This is a genomic window from Streptomyces sp. NPDC054834, assembly GCF_053611185.1.
Genome location: NZ_JBSGZV010000015.1, coordinates 87,799 through 108,191, shown reverse-complemented (window position 1 = coordinate 108,191; position 20,393 = coordinate 87,799). Strand labels below are relative to the sequence as shown.

Sequence of the window (20,393 nt, the reverse complement as noted above, 5' to 3'; positions counted from 1 at the left end):
GCCGCCCGACCCGCATCGGGTGCCGGCACCGTCCGCTACGTCCCCGATGCCTTCGCGTACTCCGTCGCCATCTGCCCGGCGAAGTCGTACACGACGACCGGTTCGTCACCGACCACCCAGGCGTCGTGGCCGGGCGGGGACACGAAGACGTCGCCAGGGCCGATCTCGGCCTCGCCGCCCTCCCCGTCCATCCGCACGCGCATCCGCCCCTGCACGACATAGCCGTTGTGGTGGACCTGGCAGCTCGCGGTGCCCGCGATCGGGCCCACGGACTCCGACCAGCGCCAGCCCGGTTCGAAGGTGCCCACGGCGAAGTCGAGCCCCGTGAGGTGCACCACTTCGAGGTGGCCCCGGGGGAAGTCACGCCGCTCGTCGGGCTTCTCGACCGTCTTCACTTCCAGCATGGCCATGACGATGTCCTACCCTTCCGGCCGCTCACCACGGCCGGGGCCGGCCCGTCGCCACCCGGCGGCCACGTCGGCCCCGTCACGGCACACGACGACCGGCCCCCACCACTTCATCGTCGGCCCCGCGACCCGGCTCCGCCATCCGGGGGACGGGCCCTACGGCCGGTCCCCCTCGGGCGCGGCGGCGGCCCTGGCCTGCGCCAGGTAGTTGTACGCGGAGGCACGGGAGATCCCGAGGCGTCCGGCGACCTGTTCGACCGCACGGCGCACCGCGAACACGCCCCGTTCGTCGAGGCCGCGGAACAGCTCCAGGCGCTGCGCCCGGTCCAGCTGGGACCAGCCGGCGTTCTGCCGCAGCTGGTGGGCGTCGACGATGGCGTCGACCACCGCGTCGATGTCGTCACCGAAGGCGGTGGTCGGCGGCTCGGCGGTGTCCGTGCCGGTGCCGGCGAGGGCGCCCAGCAGGGTGTGCGCCTGGGTCAGCGCGGTGAGGTCGAGGTTCACGCACAGCGCGCCGAACACCGCGCCGCCGGAGTCCCGGAGCAGCATCGTGGAGGACTTCACCAGCTTCCCGGCCGGGGTCCGCGTGAGGTAGTTCAGCTCGTCGGCCGCCGCGTCGCCGTGGGCGACCATGCGCATGCCGATCTCGCTCATCGCCCCGCCCACCGCGCGCCCGGTCACCTCCCCGGCGATGGCGACCACCGACTTCTCCGGCCGCCGGTAATCGTGCAGGACCACCTCGCAGACCGGGCCGAAGGTCGCCACGATGCCGTCGACGACCGGACCCAGCGCGGCGATGATCGCGTCCCGCTCCGCCTCGGGGGGCACGTCGGCCATCGGGACTCCTTCGCTCGGCGGTGCCTGACGAGACTACCCGTCCAGGCCGTGTACGGGGAGTCCAGCCCCGGGAGCCGGGGAGGCCGCCGCGCGGCCGGCCTCGCCCGCGTGACGCCGTACCGCGTACACGCCGTAGGCGTAGGCCGCGTCCAGGACGAAACAGGCCACGTAGAAATAGTGCATCAGCGCGGTCTCGTGGCGCGGCACCGCATCGGGGTCGGTGAGCAGCGTCAGAGAGGCGCAGGCGGTACCGACGAGCTTGGTCAGCGCGATACCCAGGGACTGGCCGCGGATGCTCCGGCGGGCGGCGAGCATTCCCAGGAACATGGCCGACATCGCCACGTTGCTGCCGAACGCGGTGATGGCGCCCTCGCCGTTGTCGAACTGCTCGGAGGCGAAGTTCATGCCCGGATAGGCGAGCAGCAGCACGGCGGCCAGTGCCGGCAGGAACAACCGGCCGGGCAGGTAGGGGAATTCGGCCCGGCCGAAGCGGACGACGGTGTAACCGATGGCGAGGTCGAAGCAGAACCACACGATGTTGATCACCTGCATGAGACCGGACTGAGGCCGCACGAAGGAGAACATGAACTCCCAGCTGAGATTGGTGGCGAACGCCACCACCGGCATGCCGAAGGTCCGCTCCCGCAGCCCCGTACGGATCAGCAGCACATAGGCGACCGTCCAGAAGAGACCCGTTCCGAGAAGAAACGCCGTGTGCAACGCCCGCATGGTGACCCTCCGTCAGGTGGCGCGCTCCGGTGCGCGCCGGCGACTACTCTGGCACGATGCCCCTTACCGACGTGCTGTCGACGGCCATGGACGACACCGGGGATCCCTCGCTGGAGCCGCTGCCCGCGCACGTCGCCGAGTTGCTGCGGCACATGGCCGCCCCGCCCCGGCTGGTCGCCCACCTCCGGGCGGTGCACGACGTGGCCGTACGGATCGTCGGCTGGGTCCAACAGGACTGCCCCGGCCTGGAGTTCGACCGGGACGCGGTGCTCTTCGGCGCCGCCACGCACGACATCGGCAAGACCCTGTACCCCGCCGAGCTGTCGGGCCCCGGCGCACGGCACGAGGCGGCCGGGCGGGAGCTGCTCCTCGCGCACGGGGTGGACGCGGAACTGGCCCGGTTCGCCGGGACGCACGCGTCGTGGGCCGAACCGGGCATCCGCGTGGAGGACTTGCTGGTGAGCCTGGCCGACAAGGTCTGGAAGAACAAGCGTGTCACGGAGCTCGAGGACCTCGTCGTGGCACGGCTCGCCGAAGCGGGTGGCCGGCCGCCGTGGGAGGCGTTCCTGCGTCTGGACTCCTTCCTCACCGACGTCGGCGAGGACGCCGACCGGAGACTGGCCTACCAGGCGTCCCACCCGGTCCGGTGACCCGTACGGGCGGCCACGGCGTCCCCCGCTACCAGGACCGCGCCGCCCGCAGCAGCTGGTCGCGGACGCGCGGCACGTCCGGGTTCTCCGCCGGGCCGGGGCGCTGGACGAGGAAGCCCGTGTTGATGGGCGGGTCGTCGGGTTCGTGGAGCGGGACGAGCGCGCCGGAGGCGAGCTGGTCGAGGCAGAGGTAGCGGGGCAGGACGGTGAAGCCCGCGCCCGCGGCCACGGCCGCCAGTACCCCCCGCAGATCGGGCACGGTCACGGCGGCGGGGCAGGAGAGCCGCCGGCCGAAGGCGTGGCGCCAGTAGCGGCGGGCGATCGGAAGGTCTTCCGCGTATGTGATCAGGGGCACGGAGTGCAGGACGGCGGGCCCGTCGACGGCCAGCCGTTCCTTCACCCGCCGGGCCCACACGGGGGCGGCGACCAGGACGAACTCCTCGTCCGCCAGCGGGACCGCGCTCAGCGTGCGGCCGCGCGGCCGGGAGGTCGCGATGACCAGGTCGTGGTGGCCCGCCCGGAGTTCGTCGAGCAGCGGGTCGGTCAGTCCGGTCGCCACGCGCAGCCGTACGCCTTCGGCCACCAGCGGCGCCAGGGCGGGCAGTGCGCGCGTGCAGAGGAGTTCGGCCGGCCCGGCCAGATGGACCGGGTCGGCCGGGCCGCCCGCCGCGGGGTCCGGCCCGGCGACGGCGGCGAGCTCGTCGAGGGGCGCGGCGACACGGGCCGCCAGCTCGTCCGCGACGGCCGTCGGCACGACGCCCCGCGGCAGCCGCTCGAACAGCTCCCGCCCGGCCTGCCGTTCCAGCGCGCGCATCTGCGTGGTCACCGTCGGCTGTGACAGCCCCAGCAGCCGGCCGGCGCCGGTGAAGGAGCCCGAGCGGTAGACCGCGAGGAAGGTGCGCAGGAGGTTCAGGTCGAGGGAGGTGCTGTCCACGCTCCCGAGTATCCCCGCGCCACCCATAGGTTTTCCAATGCCAGGCATTGGATCCTTCATTGGATGCTTATGGGTCCGGTGGCCTACGTTCGAGGAACGTCAGTGACCTTCCTCCCCCGGAGCGACTCATGTCCAAGATCCTTTTCGTGATGACCGGCGCCGACCACTGGACCCTGGCCGACGGCAGCAAGCACCCCACCGGCTTCTGGGCGGAGGAGGCCGCCGCCCCGTACCGGGCGTTCAAGGAAGCCGGTCACGACATCGTCGTCGCCACCCCGGGAGGTGTGGTCCCGACCGTGGACGCGGGCAGCCTGGCCGCCGAGGTCAACGGGGGCCAGGACAACGCCGACGCCGTCCGGCGCACCCTCGAAGAGATGACCGAGCTGCGCTCCCCGGTCCGGCTGGAGGACGTGCGGCTCGACGACTTCGACGCCGTCTTCTACCCCGGCGGCCACGGCCCCATGGAGGACCTGGCGGTCGACGCCGGATCCGGCCGGCTGCTCGTGGACACGCTGCGGTCGGGCAAGCCGCTGGGCGTGGTCTGCCACGGTCCGGCCGCCCTGCTCGCGGCCGTCACGGCCGACGGCTCCAACGCCTTCGCCGGGTACGAGGTGGCCGCGTTCACCAACGCCGAGGAGACCCAGGCCGGTTTCGCCGGCAAGGCCAGGTGGCTGCTCCAGGACCGCCTGACCGAGGCGGGCGTGGTGGTCCGGGTGGGCGAGCCGTGGGCGCCGAACGTGGTGGTGGACCGCAACCTGGTCACCGGCCAGAACCCGGCCTCCTCCGCCCCGCTCGCCGTCGAACTGCTGAAGCGGCTGGGCTGAACGCCGGGCCGAACGACGTTCGCCCGAGGGGACGTCGACCGGTGTAGCGTGTGATCCATTCGCCGGGTCGGCAGGGGAGGCGGACGTGACGGCAGCGGAAGGCGATCGTCCGCCGTTATGGGGCACCCGCGCCCAGCGCGTCTTCCTGGTCGTCCAGACCCTGTCGGCCCTCGGTGACTCCTTCGCCTACGTGGCGATCCCGCTGCTGGTGCTGCACAGCACCGGCTCGGTGGTCCAGATGGGCGCGGTCACCGGGCTCACCGGCCTCGCCTCGATCCTCACCGGGCCGTTCGCCGGCGTGATCGCCGGCCGGGTCGACCGCAGGCGGCTGCTGATGGTCAGCGACACGGCGCGCTGTCTGCTGTACCTGCTCGTCCCGGTGGTGTGGGCGTTCGCCACCCCGGTGTGGCTGATCTACACGGTCGTCCCGGTCGCCGGGGTCTTCTCGATGCTGTTCCAGGTCACCTATGTGGCCGTGGTGCCGGCGCTCGTGGGGCCGCGGCAGATCTCCCGGGCCAACGGCCGGCTCTACGCGAGTTGCGCCGTCGCGGGCGTCGCCGGGCCGGCGCTCGCCGGTCTCGTCGCCTCCTCGGCCGGGCCCGCCACCGCCATCGGCATCGACGCCGCGACCTTCGCGATCTCCGCCCTCGGCATCCGGTTCGTCCGGTTCGGCACCACGGTGCGACCGGCCGCCACAGCCGAACGCCGTCGTCCGCGCGGGGAGTTCCTGGCCGGCGCCCGCTTTCTGTGGGGGCACCCGGTACTGCGCCCGCTCACGGCCCTGCTGTCCGTGCTGACCTTCCTGACGTACGGTCTGACGGACCTCGTGGTCTATCTGGTCGAGCACGAGCTCGGGCACCCGGACGCGACGGTCGGCTATGTCCTCGCCGTCGGCACCGTCGGCACGTTCGCCGCCTCCTCCGTGGCCGCTCGCCTCCGGCGGCGCCTGGGCTTCGGGGTGAGCTGGATCGGCGCCTTCTCCGTCGCGGGCCTCGCCGTCGCCTGCCTGGGCGTGACCCGGACCGTCCCGGTGGTCGCGGCGCTGGTGACGGTCCAGCTGATGTGCACGGGCATCGCCGGCATCTGCTCGATGTCACTGCGCCAGGAGCTCACGCCGGCCCATCTGCTGGGCCGGGTCACCTCGTCGTTCCGGACCATCCACTCGGCCCTGGGCCCACTGGGCGCGGCCGCCACCACGGCGGCGGCGGCCGGTCTGGGCGTCACCACGGTATGCCTGTTCACCGGATCCGCCGTCCTGCTGGTGGCGCTGACCGGAGCCGTGACCGGCATCCTGCGGCCGGAGGCCGCCGAGCCCCGGCTGGAAGAGACAGCGTGATCACCGCGGCACTACGGCCGACCTACCGATGAGCCCGGGGCGCGCCCCCACCGGTGCCTCTCCGCGCCGCCGGTGACGGCGCCCACCGCACGGGCGACCGGCGCTCCGCCGTCCGGGCCGGACCGGCGGGCGTGCGGATGCCACCGAGCCGCACGTCGTACGAGACCGGCGAGGCGCCACCGCGAGGAGGGCGGCCCGCGGCCATGGGACCAAGGGCCCCGGAGGCGCTTCAGCTCGACTCGCGCACCACCAGCCGGCACGGCACCGTGTGCACACCGGGTTCCGGCTCCGCGTCGATCGCCTGGAGCAGCAGCAGGGCGGCGATGCGGCCGATCTCGGGCAGGTTCATGTCGATCGTGGTGAGCGGCGGACGGCAGGCCAGCGCCATGGTGTCCCAGTTGTCGTAGCCGACCACCGCGATGTCGCCGGGCACGTCCTTGCCCCGCTCGCGCAGCGTGTCGGCGACGCCCCGGGCGATCTGGTCGTTGCCGCAGAAGACGGCGTCCGTGTCGGGGGCGGTGCGCAGCAGGGCGTCGGCGGCGCGGCGGCCCCAGGCCTCGCTCCACTCCCCGAAGTGCACGCGGCCCGTGGCCAGGCCGAGCCGGGCGTTCTCCAGGTGCTCGACGGCGTGCCGGGCGCGGTCGCGGGCGGCCTGGTGGTGCTCGGGTCCGGTGACGTGGGCGATCCGGGTGCGGCCGGTGGCCAGCAGGTGCTCGACGGCGAGATGGGCGCCGCCGTGGTCGTCGGTGACGACGGAGGTGTCGGCGGGGTCGGTGGACGGGGCGAGCGCGTAGACGACGGGTATCGAGGGGTCGAGGCCGGTCAGCGGCGGGCGCGGGTCCGTGCGGCGGCCGGCCACGATGATGCCGTCCACCCGGCGGTCGGTGAGGGTGGCCAGGTGGTGCTGTTCCCGGATGGCATCGCCCCGGGTATCGCACAGCAGCACGGAGATCTTCCCGGCGCCGAGCGCGTCCTCGGCGCCCAGCAGCACGGGCGTACTGAACCGGCCGATGCCGTCCGTCGTCATCAGGCCCACCGTCCAGCTCCGGCCGCTGTGCAGGCTCTGGGCGTGCTGGTTGGGCCGGAAGCCGAGCGCCTCCACCGCGTCCAGCACCCGCTGCCGCGTCTCGGGTCGCATCCGGCCGCCGCCGTTGAGCGCCTTCGACGCCGTGCCCACACTGACGCCCGCCAGCGCGGCGACGTCGGCGAGCCGGGCCCGGCCGGCGAGGGGAGAGCCTGGAGCAGAGGTCACGGGCAAACCTTTTCCTGGGTGACGCGGACGCCTGACATGGTGACAGTTGACCAGCGTACCTGCCAAGCAGCTGGGAAACGGAGAAAACTCCTGCCGTGACTCTTGACCGGCCTCCCGCACTGCTCTCTACTTTCACGTCGAGAAAACGGTTGCTCAAAATGGTTGCGCACGGTGGTTCCGTGCCGCCACCCACCGACCCCGGAGAGCCATGCCCCGCACACCCTCCGCCCCGTCATCCCCCTCCGCCGCGCCCTCCCCCACCGCCGTGCCCTCCCCCACCGGCCCGGTCCGTCCCGGCCCGGACGCCCACGCCGCGCTGCGCCCCGCGGCCACCCGCGTCGACGCCGGCTTCTGGCACGGCCGCCGCGAGACCAACGCCCGTGTGTCCCTCCCCCAGGGCCCCGGCCTGCTGGAGTCCGCCGGCAACCTGCACAACCTGCGACTGGCGGCCGGCACCGTCGAGGGCGAGTTCCAGGGCGCCTACCCGTTCGTGGACACGGACGTCTACAAGTGGCTGGAGGCGGCGGCCTGGCAGCTGGCCGACGACGGCTCGGCGGGGCTGGCGGCGGATGTGGAGCGGATCGTCTCCCTGGTCGCCGCCGCCCAGCAGCCGGACGGCTACCTCAACACCTGGTTCCAGCTGGTCAAGGGCGGCGAGCGGTACCAGGACCTGCGCTGGGGCCACGAGCTGTACTGCGCGGGCCATCTCATCCAGGCGGCCGTGGCCCACCACCGGACCACCGGGCGCACCGAACTCCTCGACGTGGCCCGGAAGTTCGCCGACCACATCGACTCCGTCTTCGGCCCGCCCGGCAGCGGCAGGCCCATCGACGGCATCGACGGCCACCCCGAGGTGGAGACCGCCCTGGTCGAGCTGTACCGGGAGACCGGTGAGCGCCGCTATCTGGATCTGGCCGGCTACTTCGTCGACCGCCACGGCCACGGCCTGCTCGGCGGCGAGGCCTACTGCCAGGACCGCGTCCCCGTGCGCGAGGCGACGAACGTCGAGGGGCACGCCGTACGGCAGTTGTACCTGCTGGCCGCGGCGGCCGACCTGGCCACGGAGACCGGGGAGCCCGAACTCCGCGCCGCGAACGAACGGTTGTGGCGGGCCATGACCACCACCAAGACCCATCTCACCGGCGGTCTCGGCGCCCACCACGACCAGGAGGACTTCGGCGACCCCTACGAACTGCCCAACGAGCGTGCCTACTGCGAGACCTGTGCCGCGATCGCCTCGGTGCAGTGGAGCTGGCGGCTGGCCCTGCTCACCGGGGAGGCCCGCTACTCCGACCTGATCGAGCGCACCCTCTACAACGGCTTCCTCGCCGGTGTCTCCCTGGACGGCGAGCGCTGGCTGTACGTCAACCCGCTCCAGGTCCGCGACGGCCACACCGACCCCGGCGGCGACCAGTCGGCCCGCCGCACCCGCTGGTTCCGCTGCGCCTGCTGCCCGCCCAACGTGATGCGGCTGCTGGCCTCCCTGGAGCACTACCTGGCAAGCAGCGACGAAGGCGGCCTCCAGATCCACCAGTACGTCGACGGCGACTACGCCGCCGAGGGCGTCACCGTCCGCTGCGAGACCGACTACCCCTGGCACGGCACCATCGCCCTCACCGTCGAGGAGACCCCCGCAGGCCGCCCCTGGACACTCTCCCTGCGCATCCCGCAGTGGTGCCGTGACCACCGGGTGCGCTGCGGGGACGAGACGTACGACTCCCCCGTCACCGACGGCTGGACGCGGCTGACCCGCACCTGGTCCCCCGGCGACCAGGTCGTCCTCGAGCTCGGCCTGGAACCCCGGCTCACGGCCGCCGACCCCCGGGTGGACGCCGTACGCGGCTGCGTGGCGATCGAGCGCGGGCCGCTCGTGTACTGCCTGGAGCAGGCCGACCACCCCGGCGGCGGACTGGACGACGTCGTCGTCGACACCACCCGCCCGCTCGCCGTGAAGCACCGCCCGGACCTGCTCGGCGGCGTCACGACGGTCGTCGCGGCGGGCCGGCGACGGCACATCCCCCACACAGGCTGGTGGCCGTACGCCACCGCCGAAGGCTCCCCCGGAACGGACGGCGAGCCCGTCGAACTGACCGCCATCCCCTACTACGCCTGGGCCAACCGCGAAGACGGCAGCATGCGCGTCTGGCTGCCCACCTCCTGAACGACCCTCCTACGACAACGAGGTCAGCCCCGTGATACCCACCCGCCGCACCCTCCTCGCCGCGACAGCCGCCGTCAGCGCCCTAGCCTCCCTCACCGCCTGCGGAGGCGGCTCCGACAACTCGGGCTCCTCCAAGGCATCCGGTGGGACGTACACCTTCTGGGACCCGTACCCGCAGTTCGACGCCTCCTCGCCCTGGGGCAAGCGGGTCACCGCGTGCGGCACCCAGGCCGGGGTGAAGCTCAAGCGGACCGCCTACGACACCACCGACCTCGGCAACAAGGCGCTGCTGGCCGCCCAGCAGGGCAACGCGCCCGACGTGATGCTCGTGGACAACCCGGTCGTCTCGACGCTGGTGGAGGCGGGGATCCTCAACAAGACCAGCGACCTCGGCATCGACACCAAGTCGATCCAGAAGAACATCATCGGCGCGGGCACCATCGACAGCGCCTCCTACGGCGTCCCGATCGGCGCCAACACCCTCGCCCTCTACTACAACAAGAAGGTGCTGTCCGCGGCCAAGGTCGACCCGGCCTCGGTCAAGGACTGGAACTCGCTCGACGCGGCCCTGAAGAAGGTGAAGGCGGCCGGGAAGAAGGGCATCACCTTCTCCGCGATCAACACCGAGGAGGGCAGCTTCCAGTTCCTGCCGTGGTTCTGGGGCGCGGGCGGCGACCTCACCGAATTGAACTCCGCGAAGGGCACGGCCGCGCTGTCCCTGTGGCAGAACTGGGTCGACGAGGGCTACGCGCCGAAGGACGTCCTCCAGAACACGCAGACCACCAGCTGGCAGGAGTTCGCGACCGGCACTTACGCGTTCGGCGAGAACGGCACCTGGCAGCTCGGCAACGCCGACAAGGCGGGCTTCGCCTACGGCATCCTCAACATCCCCGCACAGAACGGGGGTTCGGCACCGGTACCGACGGGCGGCGAGTTCGTCACCGTCCCCGTGCAGAAGGACACCGCGCGCTACGACGTCAGCAAGAAGATCGTCACCTGTCTGACCAGCTCCTCCAACCTGCTGGCCACCGACACCACCCTGATGTACGTCGCCCCGACCGCCGCGGTGCAGGCCCAGCAGGTCGAGAAGAACCCGGAGCTCAAGCCGTGGGTGTCCGCCGTGGCCGCCGCCCGTGGCCGCACCAGCGGCGGACTGGGCTCCAAGTACCCCACCGTCTCCCAGCCGATGTGGACCGCCGTCCAGTCCGCCCTGTCCGGCGGCAAGAGCGCCCAGGCCGCCCTGGACACGGCCCAGGCGAGCGCCCAGAAGGGCTAGGCCCGCGACATGACCATCGCCCGAGTCGACCGGCCGGGCCGGGCCCCGGCCACGCCGAGGACGAACGGCTCCGCCCGGCCACCGCTGGAACGCCGGCAGCGGCGCCGGAGCCGGCTGACCGCGCTCGCCTTCGCCGCCCCGCTGATCGCCTACCTCGCCGCCTTCTACGTCTATCCCCTCTACCGCAACCTCGACCTGAGCCTGCGCGACTACACCGTGAGGTCCTTCGTGGCCGGGGACGCGCCCTTCTCCGGCTGGGACAACTTCCACAAGGTGCTGGACGACCCGACGTTCGGTCCGGCGATGCGGCACACCATGGTCTTCACCTTCGTGTCGATCGCCTTCCAGTACGCCATAGGGCTCGCCCTCGCGGTCTTCTTCAACCGGCACTTCCGGCTCTCCGCCACGCTTCGCGCCCTGTTCCTGATCCCGTGGCTGCTGCCGCTGATCGTGTCCGCGTCGACCTGGTCATGGATGTTCAACAGCGAGTCCGGCGTGGTGAACTACTTCCTCCACTTCCTCGGCATGGACCCGGTGGGCTGGCTCACCTCCCCGGACTGGGCGCTGACCTCGGTGATCGTCGCCAACATCTGGATCGGCATCCCGTTCAACCTGGTCATCCTCTACAGCGGGCTTCAGAACATCCCGGCGGAGCTGTACGAGGCGGCGGCCCTGGACGGGGCGAACGCCTGGCAGCGGTTCCGGCGGATCACCTTCCCGCTGCTGCGCCCGGTGTCCGCGATCACGCTGCTGCTCGGGTTCGTCTACACCCTCAAGGTGTTCGACCTCATCTGGATCATGACCAAGGGCGGTCCCGGGGACGCCTCCTCCACCCTGGCGACCTGGTCGTACCAGCTCGGCTTCGGCACGCTGCTGCCCAAGTTCGGCCCCGGCGCGGCGGTCGGCGACATCCTCATCCTCATCGCGCTCGTCTTCGGTCTGCTGTACATCCGGGCCCAGAGGAGGCAGGAAGCGTGAAGTCCCCTACGCATGGCCGCCGTTACACGGCCATCGGGCTGGTCCTCACCGCGCTGATGCTGTTCCCGGTGTACTGGATGCTGAACGTGTCCCTCACCCCGCAGCAGGACATGCGCAAGGACCCGCCCGACCTGTTCCCGCTGCACCCCACGTTCGAGGGCTACCGGGCCGTCCTGGACGACCAGTTGCCGTACCTCGGCACCAGCCTGCTCATCGGGCTCGGCACCGTCGCGCTCACCCTCGTCATCTCCGCCCCCGCCGGCTACTCCCTGGCCAAGCTGCGCCCGCGCGGCGGCGGCGCGCTGAGCCTCGGGCTGCTGATCGCGCAGATGGTCCCCGGCATCGTCATGGCGATGGGCTTCTACGGCATCTTCCTCGACCTGGGGCTGCTCAACTCCTGGTGGGGACTGATCGTCGCCGACTCCACCATCGCCGTGCCGTTCGGCGTGATGATCTTCACCGCGTTCATGTCCGGTATCCCCGGCGAGCTGATCTCCGCCGCCCGGATCGACGGCGCCGGCGCCTGGCGCACCTTTCAGTCGGTCGTGCTGCCGCTGAGCCGCAACGCGATCGTCACCGTCTCGCTCTTCGGCTTCCTGTGGGCCTGGAGCGACTTCGTCTTCGCCAACACCCTGGACGGCGGCGGCGACTGGAAGCCGATCACCCTCGGCATCTACCGCTACATCGGCAACAACAACCAGGAGTGGAACGCGATCATGGCCACCGCCGTCGTCGCGTCCGTCCCCGCAACGGTCCTGCTGGTCCTCGCACAGCGTTATGTCGCCGCGGGTGTGACCGCGGGCGCCGTGAAGGACTGAGCTCCCTCCCTTTCCTCCCCTCCCTTCATGAGGAGAACCCCCTTCCATGAGCCGCACGAGACTCTCCGGACGCCTGACGGCCGTCGTGGGCACGGCCGTCCTCACAGCCGCGCTCGCCACCCCCGCCCAGGCGGCCCCCACCGCCGCCACCACCCTGGTGGTCGCCGCCGACCAGACCCTGCGCCCGGTCACCCATGTCGCCACGGGCAGCCTCTACGGCCTGGCGGACTCCACGACCCCCGCCGACAGCCTGGTCACCCCCCTCAGCCCGAACACCTTCGTGCAGATGGCCCCCGGCGGCTCCCAGCTGCCGAACGGCGAGCCCAAGCCGGCCGGTGACGCGCTCGCGGTGGCCGCCAAGGCCGCCCGGGCGGGCGCCAAGGTGGTCGTCCGCATGCCGGACTGGTATCCCAACTTCCCCTACAAGTGGGTGAGCTGGAGCGACTGGCTGTCGGCGGTCGACAAGCAGGTCGCCTCCGTGCGGTCCTCCGGTGCCACGAACATCGCCGCGTACGAGCTGTGGAACGAGCCCGACTGGACCTGGGACACCACCAACGCGGGCGCGTTCGACGCCGGTTGGGCACGCACGTACGAGGAGGTCCGCGCCAAGGACACCAAGACGCCTGTCCAGGGCCCGAGTTACTCGGCCTGGAACCAGTCCTGGATGAGCACCTTCCTCACCGACGCCAAAGCCAGTGGCACCGTGCCCGACATCATCGCCTGGCACGAGCTGCAAGGCAGCAAGGACATCGCCGCGCACGTCTCGGCGTACCGCGCGCTGGAGAGCAGCCTCGGCATCAGCCCGCGGCCGATCGCGATCGAGGAGTACGGCACCCCGAGCGAGGTCGGTGTGCCCGGCTCGCTGGTCGGCTACGTCGCCAAGTTCGAGCGGGCCGGCGTGCACGACGCCGAGCTGGCCTTCTGGAACCACTACGGCACCCTCGGCGACAGCCTCACCGACACCGGCGCCTCGCCGAACGGCTCGTACTGGCTCTACAAGTGGTACGGCGCCATGTCCGGCAACATGCTGGTCACCACTCCCCCGGCGCAGACCGGCATCGACGGCGCCGCCTCCCTCACGAGCGACGGCAAGCAGATCAGCGTCGTCTTCGGCGGCGGCGCCGGGTCGAGCGCCGTCACGGTCAAGGGCCTCGGCTCCCTGTCGGCGCTGAGCGGCAAGGTGCATGTGAAGCTGGAGTACACGCCGTCCAAGGGCCGTACGACGGCGGTGTCCGGCCCGGTCACCGTCTCGGACACCGACTACACGGTCTCGAACGGCCAGATCACCGTCCCCGTGACGACGAACGCCACCGACGGCTACCACCTGACGATCACCCCGACCGGCACCGCGTCCTCCCTGGCCGGGACCTACCAGATCGCCAACCGGAACAGCGGCCTCGCCCTGGACACCCAGGGGTCGGGGACGGCCCAGGGCACCACGGTCGTCCAGGCCACCACCGGCACGGGCACCACCCAGAACTGGACCCTCACCTCCGCCGGCTCCGGCCTCTACAAGATCTCCAACAACGGGAGCGGGCTGCTCCTCGGCATCAAGGACATGAACACCGCCGACGGCGGCACGGCCCTGGTCTGGGGCGACAACGGCACCGCCGACCACCTCTGGCAACTGCTCCCGTCCGGCGACGGCTACTACAAGATCGCCAACTACAACAGCGGCCTCCTCCTCGGCGTCGACTCGATGAGCACCTCCCCCGGCGCCCAGGTCCTCCAGTGGGACGACAACGGCACCGCCGACCACCTGTGGAAGCTGACGGCGCGCTGACGCCCGCCCCCTCCGACCGGGGTTCCCGCGCCTGATGTCGGCAGGCACGGGGACCCCACCCGCGTGAGCCCGCCCACACTCCGCGGCCGTCCTTGCCACCGCGGCCGTGACCGCCGGGCTCTACGCCACCACGTCGCACCACGGCGGCAGGAACACCTCCGGCGTCCGGAGCGCCCCGTCCCCCGTCCTCCCCGACGGCTACCACCGGGTCGACGACCGGCGGCTCGGCGTCTCCTTCCCCGTCCCCGACGGCTGGAAGGCGGGCCCGGGCGCGAGCGACGAGGTCACCTTCACCGACATCGAGGCCAACACCAAGGTCAACTACCCGACGTACCGGAGGCTGCGGATGCGGCGGACCGACTTCCGGGGAGAGCCGGCCGTGGTGTGGGAGTTCACCTTCCGGGGCCGCGCCCGGGTCCTCCGTGCCGCCGACCTCGGCTACGGCCGGGAGGGCGGCCGGGAGGGCGGCCGGGAGGGCGGCCGGGAGGGCGGCCGGGAGTACGACCTCTACCTCTCGGCCCCCGACGCCCGGTGGGCCACCTTGCGCCCCGTGCTCGACACCCTCCGGGACGGTTTCACCACGACCGGCCGACCGCTCGGGAAGGGGCGGTGGTGTCCGCGCGGGAACGGGGTGGCAGGGACTAGGTTGGGCGGCATGAGCAACCTTGACCGCGCGCCCGTACCGAGCGTGTGCGGTGGCCGCGGATTCGTCGTCGCCGAGCCCGTCCGCGAACTGCTGAGCCCCCGACGCGTCAAACTCGGCGAGTCGACCGAGGTGCGCCGGCTGCTGCCGAACCTGGGCCGGCGCATGATCGGCGCCTGGGCGTTCGTCGACCACTACGGGCCCGACGACATCGCCGGCGAACCCGGCATGCAGGTCCCGCCGCACCCGCACATGGGCCTCCAGACGGTCAGCTGGCTGCACGAGGGCGAGGTGCTGCACCGCGACTCGACCGGCAGCCTCCAGACGATCCGCCCCAAGGAGCTCGGGCTGATGACCTCGGGCCGGGCGATCAGCCACTCCGAGGAGAGCCCGAGGTCGCACGCCCGCTTCCTGCACGGCGCCCAGCTCTGGGTCGCGCTGCCCGACGCCCACCGCCACACTGAGCCGATGTTCGAACACCACCCGGTGCTGCCCACGGTCACCGCACCCGGCCTGACCGCGACCGTCCTGCTCGGCGGCCTGGACGGCGCCACCTCCCCCGGCACCGCGTACACGCCGATCGTAGGCGCCGACCTCGCGCTCACCCGGGGCGCCGACGTCCGGCTGCCCCTCGAACCCGACTTCGAGTACGGCGTCCTGGCGATGTCCGGCGAGGTGCACGTCGACGGCGTGCCCGTGCTGCCCGGCTCCATGCTGTACCTCGGCTGCGGCCGCACCGAACTGCCGCTGCGGGCCGAGTCCGACGCCGGAGTCATGCTGCTCGGCGGCGAGCCCTTCGCCGAGGAGCTCATCATGTGGTGGAACTTCGTCGGGCGTTCGCAGGACGACATCAAACAGGCCCGCGAGGACTGGATGAGCGGGTCGAGATTTGGGGAAGTGAAGGGGTACGACGGGGACCGGTTGCCCGCACCCGGGCTGCCGCCTGTGCCACTGAAACCACGGGGTCGAGTGCGCTGAGCCGGCATTTTCCACGCAAGGAAGCCATACATCGGGACGAGGAGAACCTCATCCCACCCGGTTTACTCGACCCACGCGAGCAAACGTCCCTCACACGCCCGACTGGCTCCGCTCACGCTTCCCGCACCGCTCTCACCACCACGTTCTCGAACTCGCGCCACCACTGGCCGACGGAGCGCCCTTCGCTTGGCCGGCGCGAAAACCCACCGCTTCGGAACGATGCTGACCGCAGTCATGGGGTTCCCACAAAAGCGGTCGGTGCAGCTCAGCGCCGGTGCGGCCTACCGATTCGAGTGCAACAGGCGTGGCGCCACCGCTGGATCGAGGGACCGTTTACTCAGCCGCGAAACGGCCGGAGCGCTCCATCCCGCGGCTGCGGCGTCCGTAACCGAGCGATGCCGCGACGTTGCGCCCGGCGAGCACCCCCTGACGACTGGCATGCTGCGCTGTCATCCCTGTCACCTCACCAGGGCGGGTCAGATCAGGCACGGCGGCGGCATCGCCACAGGCAAACACCTCGGGGTGACCGGGCACCTCGAGGGTCGGGCTCACCACGAGCCTGCCCCTGTTCACCTGAAGACCGGTTCCCTGCAGGAGGGGGTCGGGGCGGACGCCCACGCACCAGACGATCGACTTCGTCGGCACGAACTCCCCGTCGGTGAGGTGAACGCCCTCAGGAGTGGCCTCCCGCACGGAGGTGTGCATGCGCACCTCGACACCGCGACGCCGCAGTACCCGGTCCAGCGGACCTTCTGCCCCCTCAGTTCGCGCTGTCCACCGGCGATCGCCTTGGTGAACAGTGGGCCCTGGGCGGCGATTTCGGTGCCGGTGTGCCCGGCACCGACCACGACGAAGGTGCATCGGGCATCGCGTTCGGCGGTGTCGCTGCCGGCGGCGGCGAGTTCCATCTGCCTGAAGACGTGGTCCCGCAGGTAGAGGGCTTCGGCCACACCACGAAAGCCGTGGGCGTACTCCGCGACACCGGGAACGGGGAGCAGCTTGTTCACGCTGCCGACCGCGAGGATCAGCCGGTCATATCCGAGAGTCCGCCTGGCGCCCTCGGGGTCCGTGTAGAGGACCTGCCGCTCCTCCAGCGACACCGAATCCACGGTGCCGAGCACCAGGCGGACCCCGGGCAACGTCGCCGGCAGCGATACGGTCACGCGCCGCGGGTCCACCCGCGGCTGCGGCCACTTCGGGCAACAGCGGGAGGTAGAGAAAATAATCCGTCCGGTTCAAAAGGACGATCTCGATGTCGTGGGCACGTTTTGGCAACGCACGTACCAGCGAACGAGCGGCCTGATATCCGGCGAACCCGCCACCGACGATCACGACGCGAGTCGGCTGACCCATTTCCTCCACCCTCTCCCGACAGGACGTATTTCGGCGCCGACCACCGTTGAGGTGCCCCTCATTGGCGCTGCTTCCGGTCATATACGTGCGAACGGCTACGGCTTGAGGGCTTCCAGCAGGACGGATGCGTCCACATAGACTTCGAGACTCACGATGCGGCCGCTGCGCACCTGCCAGATGTGCACCTCCCTGGCATCGAACGGCTTGCCGGTGGCGCGGACGGCGCCACGGGTCCGGCCGGTCTGGACGACCCGTTCCCCTGCCCGGTAGAGCGCCTCGGTCTCGACCTCACTGTGGATGGCGCTCGATACGGCTTGGTAGAACTTCTGGAATCCGGCGAGACCGGAGTACGAGCCGCCCCACGGCAGCTCCTCCGTCTGGTAGACGGTGATGTCCGGGTCCGCCAGGGAAGCGCCGGCCGGGTTCGTCCCGTTGATGAAGTCGTAAACGGCACGGACCACGGCGAGGTCGTCCGGCGACTCGTCGGTCAGAGGCTCGGCCACGGAAGGGCTCCTTCAGTCGGTTTCGGCACTGCTGTAGAGAGAGTCCGTGCGCGACGGGGGTCCTCGCTTCAGTCATCCGACTGCGACGGGCGATGCGGGACGCGTCGTCGAACCGGGTCTGCATGAGGCGACCGCCTCCGGCGGCACATGATCGTGCGCCGAACCAGGGCACGCAGAGCACTGGTCTTATGACACTGCTGCGGTAGCGATGGCCCTGCCATCGGGCCGAACGTCCCCGTGTCCGAGCGCAGTTGGATGATCATGCGGCTCCGCTGCCCGGAGGCCCAGTCTGAGGCAAGCACCTCGCGCGCACGGGAGGCGCACGAATTGTTCGGAACCGCCGACACGGCGAGAGGGTAAGAGCTGCCGGGCTTCGCTCCGCTACGGCATCGGGGCGTACTGACCGAGGCGACCCGCGAGGCGATCATGCGCAGACCACCGCGGGGGGTTTCAGTCATATGACGGAGGCGGCTTTCCCTGACCACCCGCATCCTGAACAGGAACGATACGCCCGCAGCGAGTCCAGCCGTCGGCTCGGGGCCAGGGCCGGTGGCAACACGCCCTCAGCGCAAGGAGTGATTGACTGATGAGCACCATGCGTGCTGTTCGAGCCCACAAGCGGGGCGGTCCGGAGCAACTGGTGTACGAGCGCGCGCCACGCCCCGAACCAGGTGCGGGTGAGGCACTCGTCGCCGTCCACGCCGCTTCCATCACCAACGGGGAGCTCTCCTGGGACGCCACCTGGACCGACAGCTTCGACGGGACCGGCCGTGACCGGACACCGGTCGTCCTCTCGCACGAGGTCAGCGGGGTCGTGGCCGAGCTCGGTCCGGCGGTGACCGGCCTCGCCGTGGGAGACGAGGTATACGGGCTGATCCCGTTCACACGTGATGGTGCCGCCGCCGAGTACGTCACCGTTCCCGCGGACGCGCTGGCAGCGAAGCCGTCCCGGCTGGACCACGCCGACGCGGCGGCCGTCCCGCTGGCGGCCCTCACGGCCTGGCAGGCGCTGGTCGGCCATGCCTCGCTGGCAGCCGGACAGCACGTCCTGGTCCACGGCGGGGCCGGAGGCGTCGGCTCCTTCGCCGTGCAGATCGCCGCGGCACTCGGCGCGCGAGTCACGGCGACCGCTTCCGCACGGGACCTGGAATTCGTCGCGCGGCTCGGCGCGGACCAGGTCCTCGACTACGCCGACGACCGCTTCGAGGACCACGTGGACGAGGCCGACGTCGTGCTGGACACGGTCGGCGGCGACACACAGGCCCGCTCGTGGGCGGCACTCCGCTCCGGCGGGACCTTGGTGAGCATCGTGCAGCCCCCCGATCCGGCCGACGCCGCCTCGCGCGGAGCACGCGGGGTGTTCTTCGTCGTCGAACCGGACCGTACCGCTCTGGAGGCCGTCACCAAGCTGATCGACGACGGGCGCCTCACTCCGGTCGTGGACCGTGTCGTCCCCCTGTCCGAGACGCGTACTGCCTATGAGGCCCTGGAGACGCAGCATCCCCGTGGGAAAGTCGTCATCCGTGTGAACGGCGACAACGGCGTCCGCTGATCGGGAGGTCCTCGGTCACCGGGTCGGCAGCCCCGGTGACCGTTTCGTTGTGCCCGTCACGGCGGTCAGGGCCGCGTGTGCCCGTGCCACACCCGCTGCGCAACTGAGATACAGAGCGGCGAGCGCCTCATCGCCTATGCTCTCCAGCAGATCCCGCGGAGCCAGCCCGCTCTGGGCGGCGGCACGGTTCAGAAGAGTGGCCAGGTCACCGATCGCGCGGCACTCGATGAAGCCGGCGCAGGCGCGTGCGACATCCGGCACGCACGAGCAGCCCTGGGTTCCCTGTCGTGTTGTGCGGTTCTCGTGGACGCTCATGAGCATTCCTTCCACGGCCCCTGAAGGACATCGCCTGTTCGAGAGGGGCGCACCGAGCGCCCATTTTGGGTACGAGACGGCCGTGGGGCCGACGGCAACCGCGTCAGCCGTCGTGGCGTACAGCGTCGAGCACGATACGCAGGACCGCCCGCGGGTGGGACACCATGACGGCGTGCGAGGAGTCCACGTACTCGACGTGGGCATGCGCGCGCTCGGCCATGAACCGCTGACCCGCGGGCGGAATGGCCTTGTCGTTCAGCGTGACGAGGTCCCACGACGGGATGGTCTTCCACGCCGGATCGCCGGACATCTCGGTTTCCGCGGTGTAGGACAGGGGCCTCTGTGTGGCGGCCATCACCGAGGACTCGGTGGCGGACACGTCGGCGGCGAACACCTTCCGGAAGTCCTCGGGCTTGATGTAGATGTCCGCGTCCTGGCCGGCCGGCGCGGACGGGTTCGGAGCCGGGCGCGTGAGGGTCGTGTCGGGACCGAGCAGGGAACCGGGGTACTGGTGCGGATCGAGTACGGTCGCGAGGCTCTCCCCGTTGTCGGGTACGAATGCCCCCACGTACACCAGTGCCTTGACGTTGTCGACTCCACGGGCCGCATTGGTGATGACCGCACCACCGTAGGAGTGCCCGACCAGCACGATCGGTCCGCTGACCGTCCGCAGAATCGAGCGCACGTAGTCGGCGTCGCTGGTGAGACCGCGCAGCGGGTTCGGCGCCGCGACAACCGGGTAGCCGAGACGCTGAAGATCCTCGATTTCATCTCGCCGATCCCCAGACGGTAAGTGGGCAGGCGCATGACGGACTTCCGTCATGTGACTGTCCCTCCTCAACCACGTACGGAACCCCGGACGACGGCGGGGCGTCTTTCGCACGGTGCGGCCGCGTGTGCTGATCTGTTGCCCCAGTGGCGCAGGGGATTGCGGATCACAGTGGCGGCACGCATCCGTTCCCGCGCAGCACGCGGGCCAAGGTGAGGACGTCCGGGCCAGGCGCAACGGCGCAGAGTGTGGAAGCCACCGCGAACCGGACGACGGCCGGTCAGGAGGCTCAGCG

18 protein-coding genes and 1 pseudogene are annotated in these 20,393 nt (G+C 71.1%); 10 read left to right on the top strand and 9 right to left on the bottom strand.

Going from position 1 to position 20,393, the window contains the following annotated elements; all coding sequences use genetic code 11:
- Positions 1-35: 35 nt before the first annotated feature.
- From ACWGJM_RS21565 to ACWGJM_RS21555, 3 genes are all read right to left on the bottom strand, one after another.
- Positions 36-404 (bottom strand): cupin domain-containing protein, encoded by a 369-nt coding sequence (locus ACWGJM_RS21565; protein WP_453413391.1) that lies wholly within the window; start codon positions 402-404, stop codon positions 36-38.
- Between the two features lie 159 nt (positions 405-563).
- Positions 564-1,244 carry a helix-turn-helix transcriptional regulator gene (locus ACWGJM_RS21560; protein ID WP_453413283.1) on the bottom strand — a complete coding sequence of 227 codons (681 nt, stop codon included), beginning with the start codon at positions 1,242-1,244 and terminating at the stop codon, positions 564-566.
- 33 nt (positions 1,245-1,277) lie between these two features.
- On the bottom strand, positions 1,278-1,973 hold the full coding sequence (locus tag ACWGJM_RS21555; RefSeq protein WP_453413282.1) for a transmembrane-type terpene cyclase: 696 nt from the start codon (positions 1,971-1,973) through the stop codon (positions 1,278-1,280).
- Positions 1,974-2,029: 56 nt separating this feature from the next.
- On the opposite strand from ACWGJM_RS21555, the gene ACWGJM_RS21550 reads away from it, so the two are divergent.
- Positions 2,030-2,623: an HD domain-containing protein gene (locus ACWGJM_RS21550; protein ID WP_453413281.1), complete on the top strand. Its 594-nt coding sequence runs from the start codon at positions 2,030-2,032 to the stop codon at positions 2,621-2,623.
- 28 nt (positions 2,624-2,651) lie between these two features.
- Here the strand turns inward: ACWGJM_RS21550 and ACWGJM_RS21545 are convergent, their stop codons facing one another.
- Entirely contained in the window at positions 2,652-3,584 is a 933-nt protein-coding gene (locus tag ACWGJM_RS21545) for a LysR family transcriptional regulator (protein ID WP_453413280.1), read from the bottom strand.
- 101 nt (positions 3,585-3,685) lie between these two features.
- Here ACWGJM_RS21545 and ACWGJM_RS21540 point away from each other — a divergent pair, with 101 nt between their 5' ends.
- The gene (locus ACWGJM_RS21540; protein ID WP_453413279.1) at positions 3,686-4,381 is read left to right on the top strand and encodes a type 1 glutamine amidotransferase domain-containing protein; all 696 of its coding nucleotides are present in this window, start codon (positions 3,686-3,688) and stop codon (positions 4,379-4,381) included.
- An 85-nt stretch (positions 4,382-4,466) separates the two neighbouring features.
- Positions 4,467-5,717 carry an MFS transporter gene (locus ACWGJM_RS21535; protein ID WP_453413278.1) on the top strand — a complete coding sequence of 417 codons (1,251 nt, stop codon included), beginning with the start codon at positions 4,467-4,469 and terminating at the stop codon, positions 5,715-5,717.
- 229 nt (positions 5,718-5,946) lie between these two features.
- Here the strand turns inward: ACWGJM_RS21535 and ACWGJM_RS21530 are convergent, their stop codons facing one another.
- Positions 5,947-6,969, bottom strand: coding sequence for a LacI family DNA-binding transcriptional regulator (locus ACWGJM_RS21530; protein WP_453413277.1), 1,023 nt, complete (start codon positions 6,967-6,969; stop codon positions 5,947-5,949).
- A gap of 208 nt (positions 6,970-7,177) precedes the next feature.
- Here ACWGJM_RS21530 and ACWGJM_RS21525 point away from each other — a divergent pair, with 208 nt between their 5' ends.
- The 6 genes from ACWGJM_RS21525 (at position 7,178) to ACWGJM_RS21500 (ending at position 15,606) form a co-directional block, all read left to right on the top strand.
- Positions 7,178-9,130 carry a glycoside hydrolase family 127 protein gene (locus ACWGJM_RS21525; protein WP_453413276.1) on the top strand — a complete coding sequence of 651 codons (1,953 nt, stop codon included), beginning with the start codon at positions 7,178-7,180 and terminating at the stop codon, positions 9,128-9,130.
- A gap of 31 nt (positions 9,131-9,161) precedes the next feature.
- Positions 9,162-10,406, top strand: coding sequence for a sugar ABC transporter substrate-binding protein (locus ACWGJM_RS21520; RefSeq protein WP_453413275.1), 1,245 nt, complete (start codon positions 9,162-9,164; stop codon positions 10,404-10,406).
- Between the two features lie 9 nt (positions 10,407-10,415).
- Positions 10,416-11,384 (top strand): carbohydrate ABC transporter permease, encoded by a 969-nt coding sequence (locus ACWGJM_RS21515; protein WP_453413274.1) that lies wholly within the window; start codon positions 10,416-10,418, stop codon positions 11,382-11,384.
- Positions 11,381-12,202, top strand: coding sequence for a carbohydrate ABC transporter permease (locus tag ACWGJM_RS21510; RefSeq protein WP_453413273.1), 822 nt, complete (start codon positions 11,381-11,383; stop codon positions 12,200-12,202). The genes ACWGJM_RS21515 and ACWGJM_RS21510 overlap by 4 nt, the downstream gene beginning before the upstream one ends.
- Before the next feature lie 46 nt (positions 12,203-12,248).
- Positions 12,249-13,985, top strand: coding sequence for an RICIN domain-containing protein (locus tag ACWGJM_RS21505; RefSeq protein ID WP_453413272.1), 1,737 nt, complete (start codon positions 12,249-12,251; stop codon positions 13,983-13,985).
- Between the two features lie 655 nt (positions 13,986-14,640).
- Positions 14,641-15,606 carry a pirin family protein gene (locus ACWGJM_RS21500; protein ID WP_453413390.1) on the top strand — a complete coding sequence of 322 codons (966 nt, stop codon included), beginning with the start codon at positions 14,641-14,643 and terminating at the stop codon, positions 15,604-15,606.
- 375 nt (positions 15,607-15,981) lie between these two features.
- Here ACWGJM_RS21500 and ACWGJM_RS21495 read toward each other — a convergent pair.
- A pseudogene (locus ACWGJM_RS21495) lies at positions 15,982-16,959 on the bottom strand (NAD(P)/FAD-dependent oxidoreductase); the annotation flags it as partial.
- Positions 16,960-17,054: 95 nt separating this feature from the next.
- A complete protein-coding gene (locus ACWGJM_RS21490) occupies positions 17,055-17,462 on the bottom strand; it encodes a nuclear transport factor 2 family protein (protein WP_453413271.1) in 408 nt (135 codons plus the stop codon).
- A gap of 586 nt (positions 17,463-18,048) precedes the next feature.
- Between ACWGJM_RS21490 and ACWGJM_RS21485 the strand changes: the two genes are divergently transcribed.
- Positions 18,049-19,014, top strand: coding sequence for an NADP-dependent oxidoreductase (locus tag ACWGJM_RS21485; RefSeq protein ID WP_453413270.1), 966 nt, complete (start codon positions 18,049-18,051; stop codon positions 19,012-19,014).
- Positions 19,015-19,029: 15 nt separating this feature from the next.
- Here the strand turns inward: ACWGJM_RS21485 and ACWGJM_RS21480 are convergent, their stop codons facing one another.
- Both ACWGJM_RS21480 and ACWGJM_RS21475 read right to left on the bottom strand, forming a co-directional pair.
- Entirely contained in the window at positions 19,030-19,329 is a 300-nt protein-coding gene (locus tag ACWGJM_RS21480; RefSeq protein ID WP_453413269.1) for a hypothetical protein, read from the bottom strand.
- A gap of 103 nt (positions 19,330-19,432) precedes the next feature.
- Positions 19,433-20,152: an alpha/beta hydrolase gene (locus tag ACWGJM_RS21475; protein WP_453413268.1), complete on the bottom strand. Its 720-nt coding sequence runs from the start codon at positions 20,150-20,152 to the stop codon at positions 19,433-19,435.
- Between the last annotated feature and the right edge of the window lie 241 nt (positions 20,153-20,393).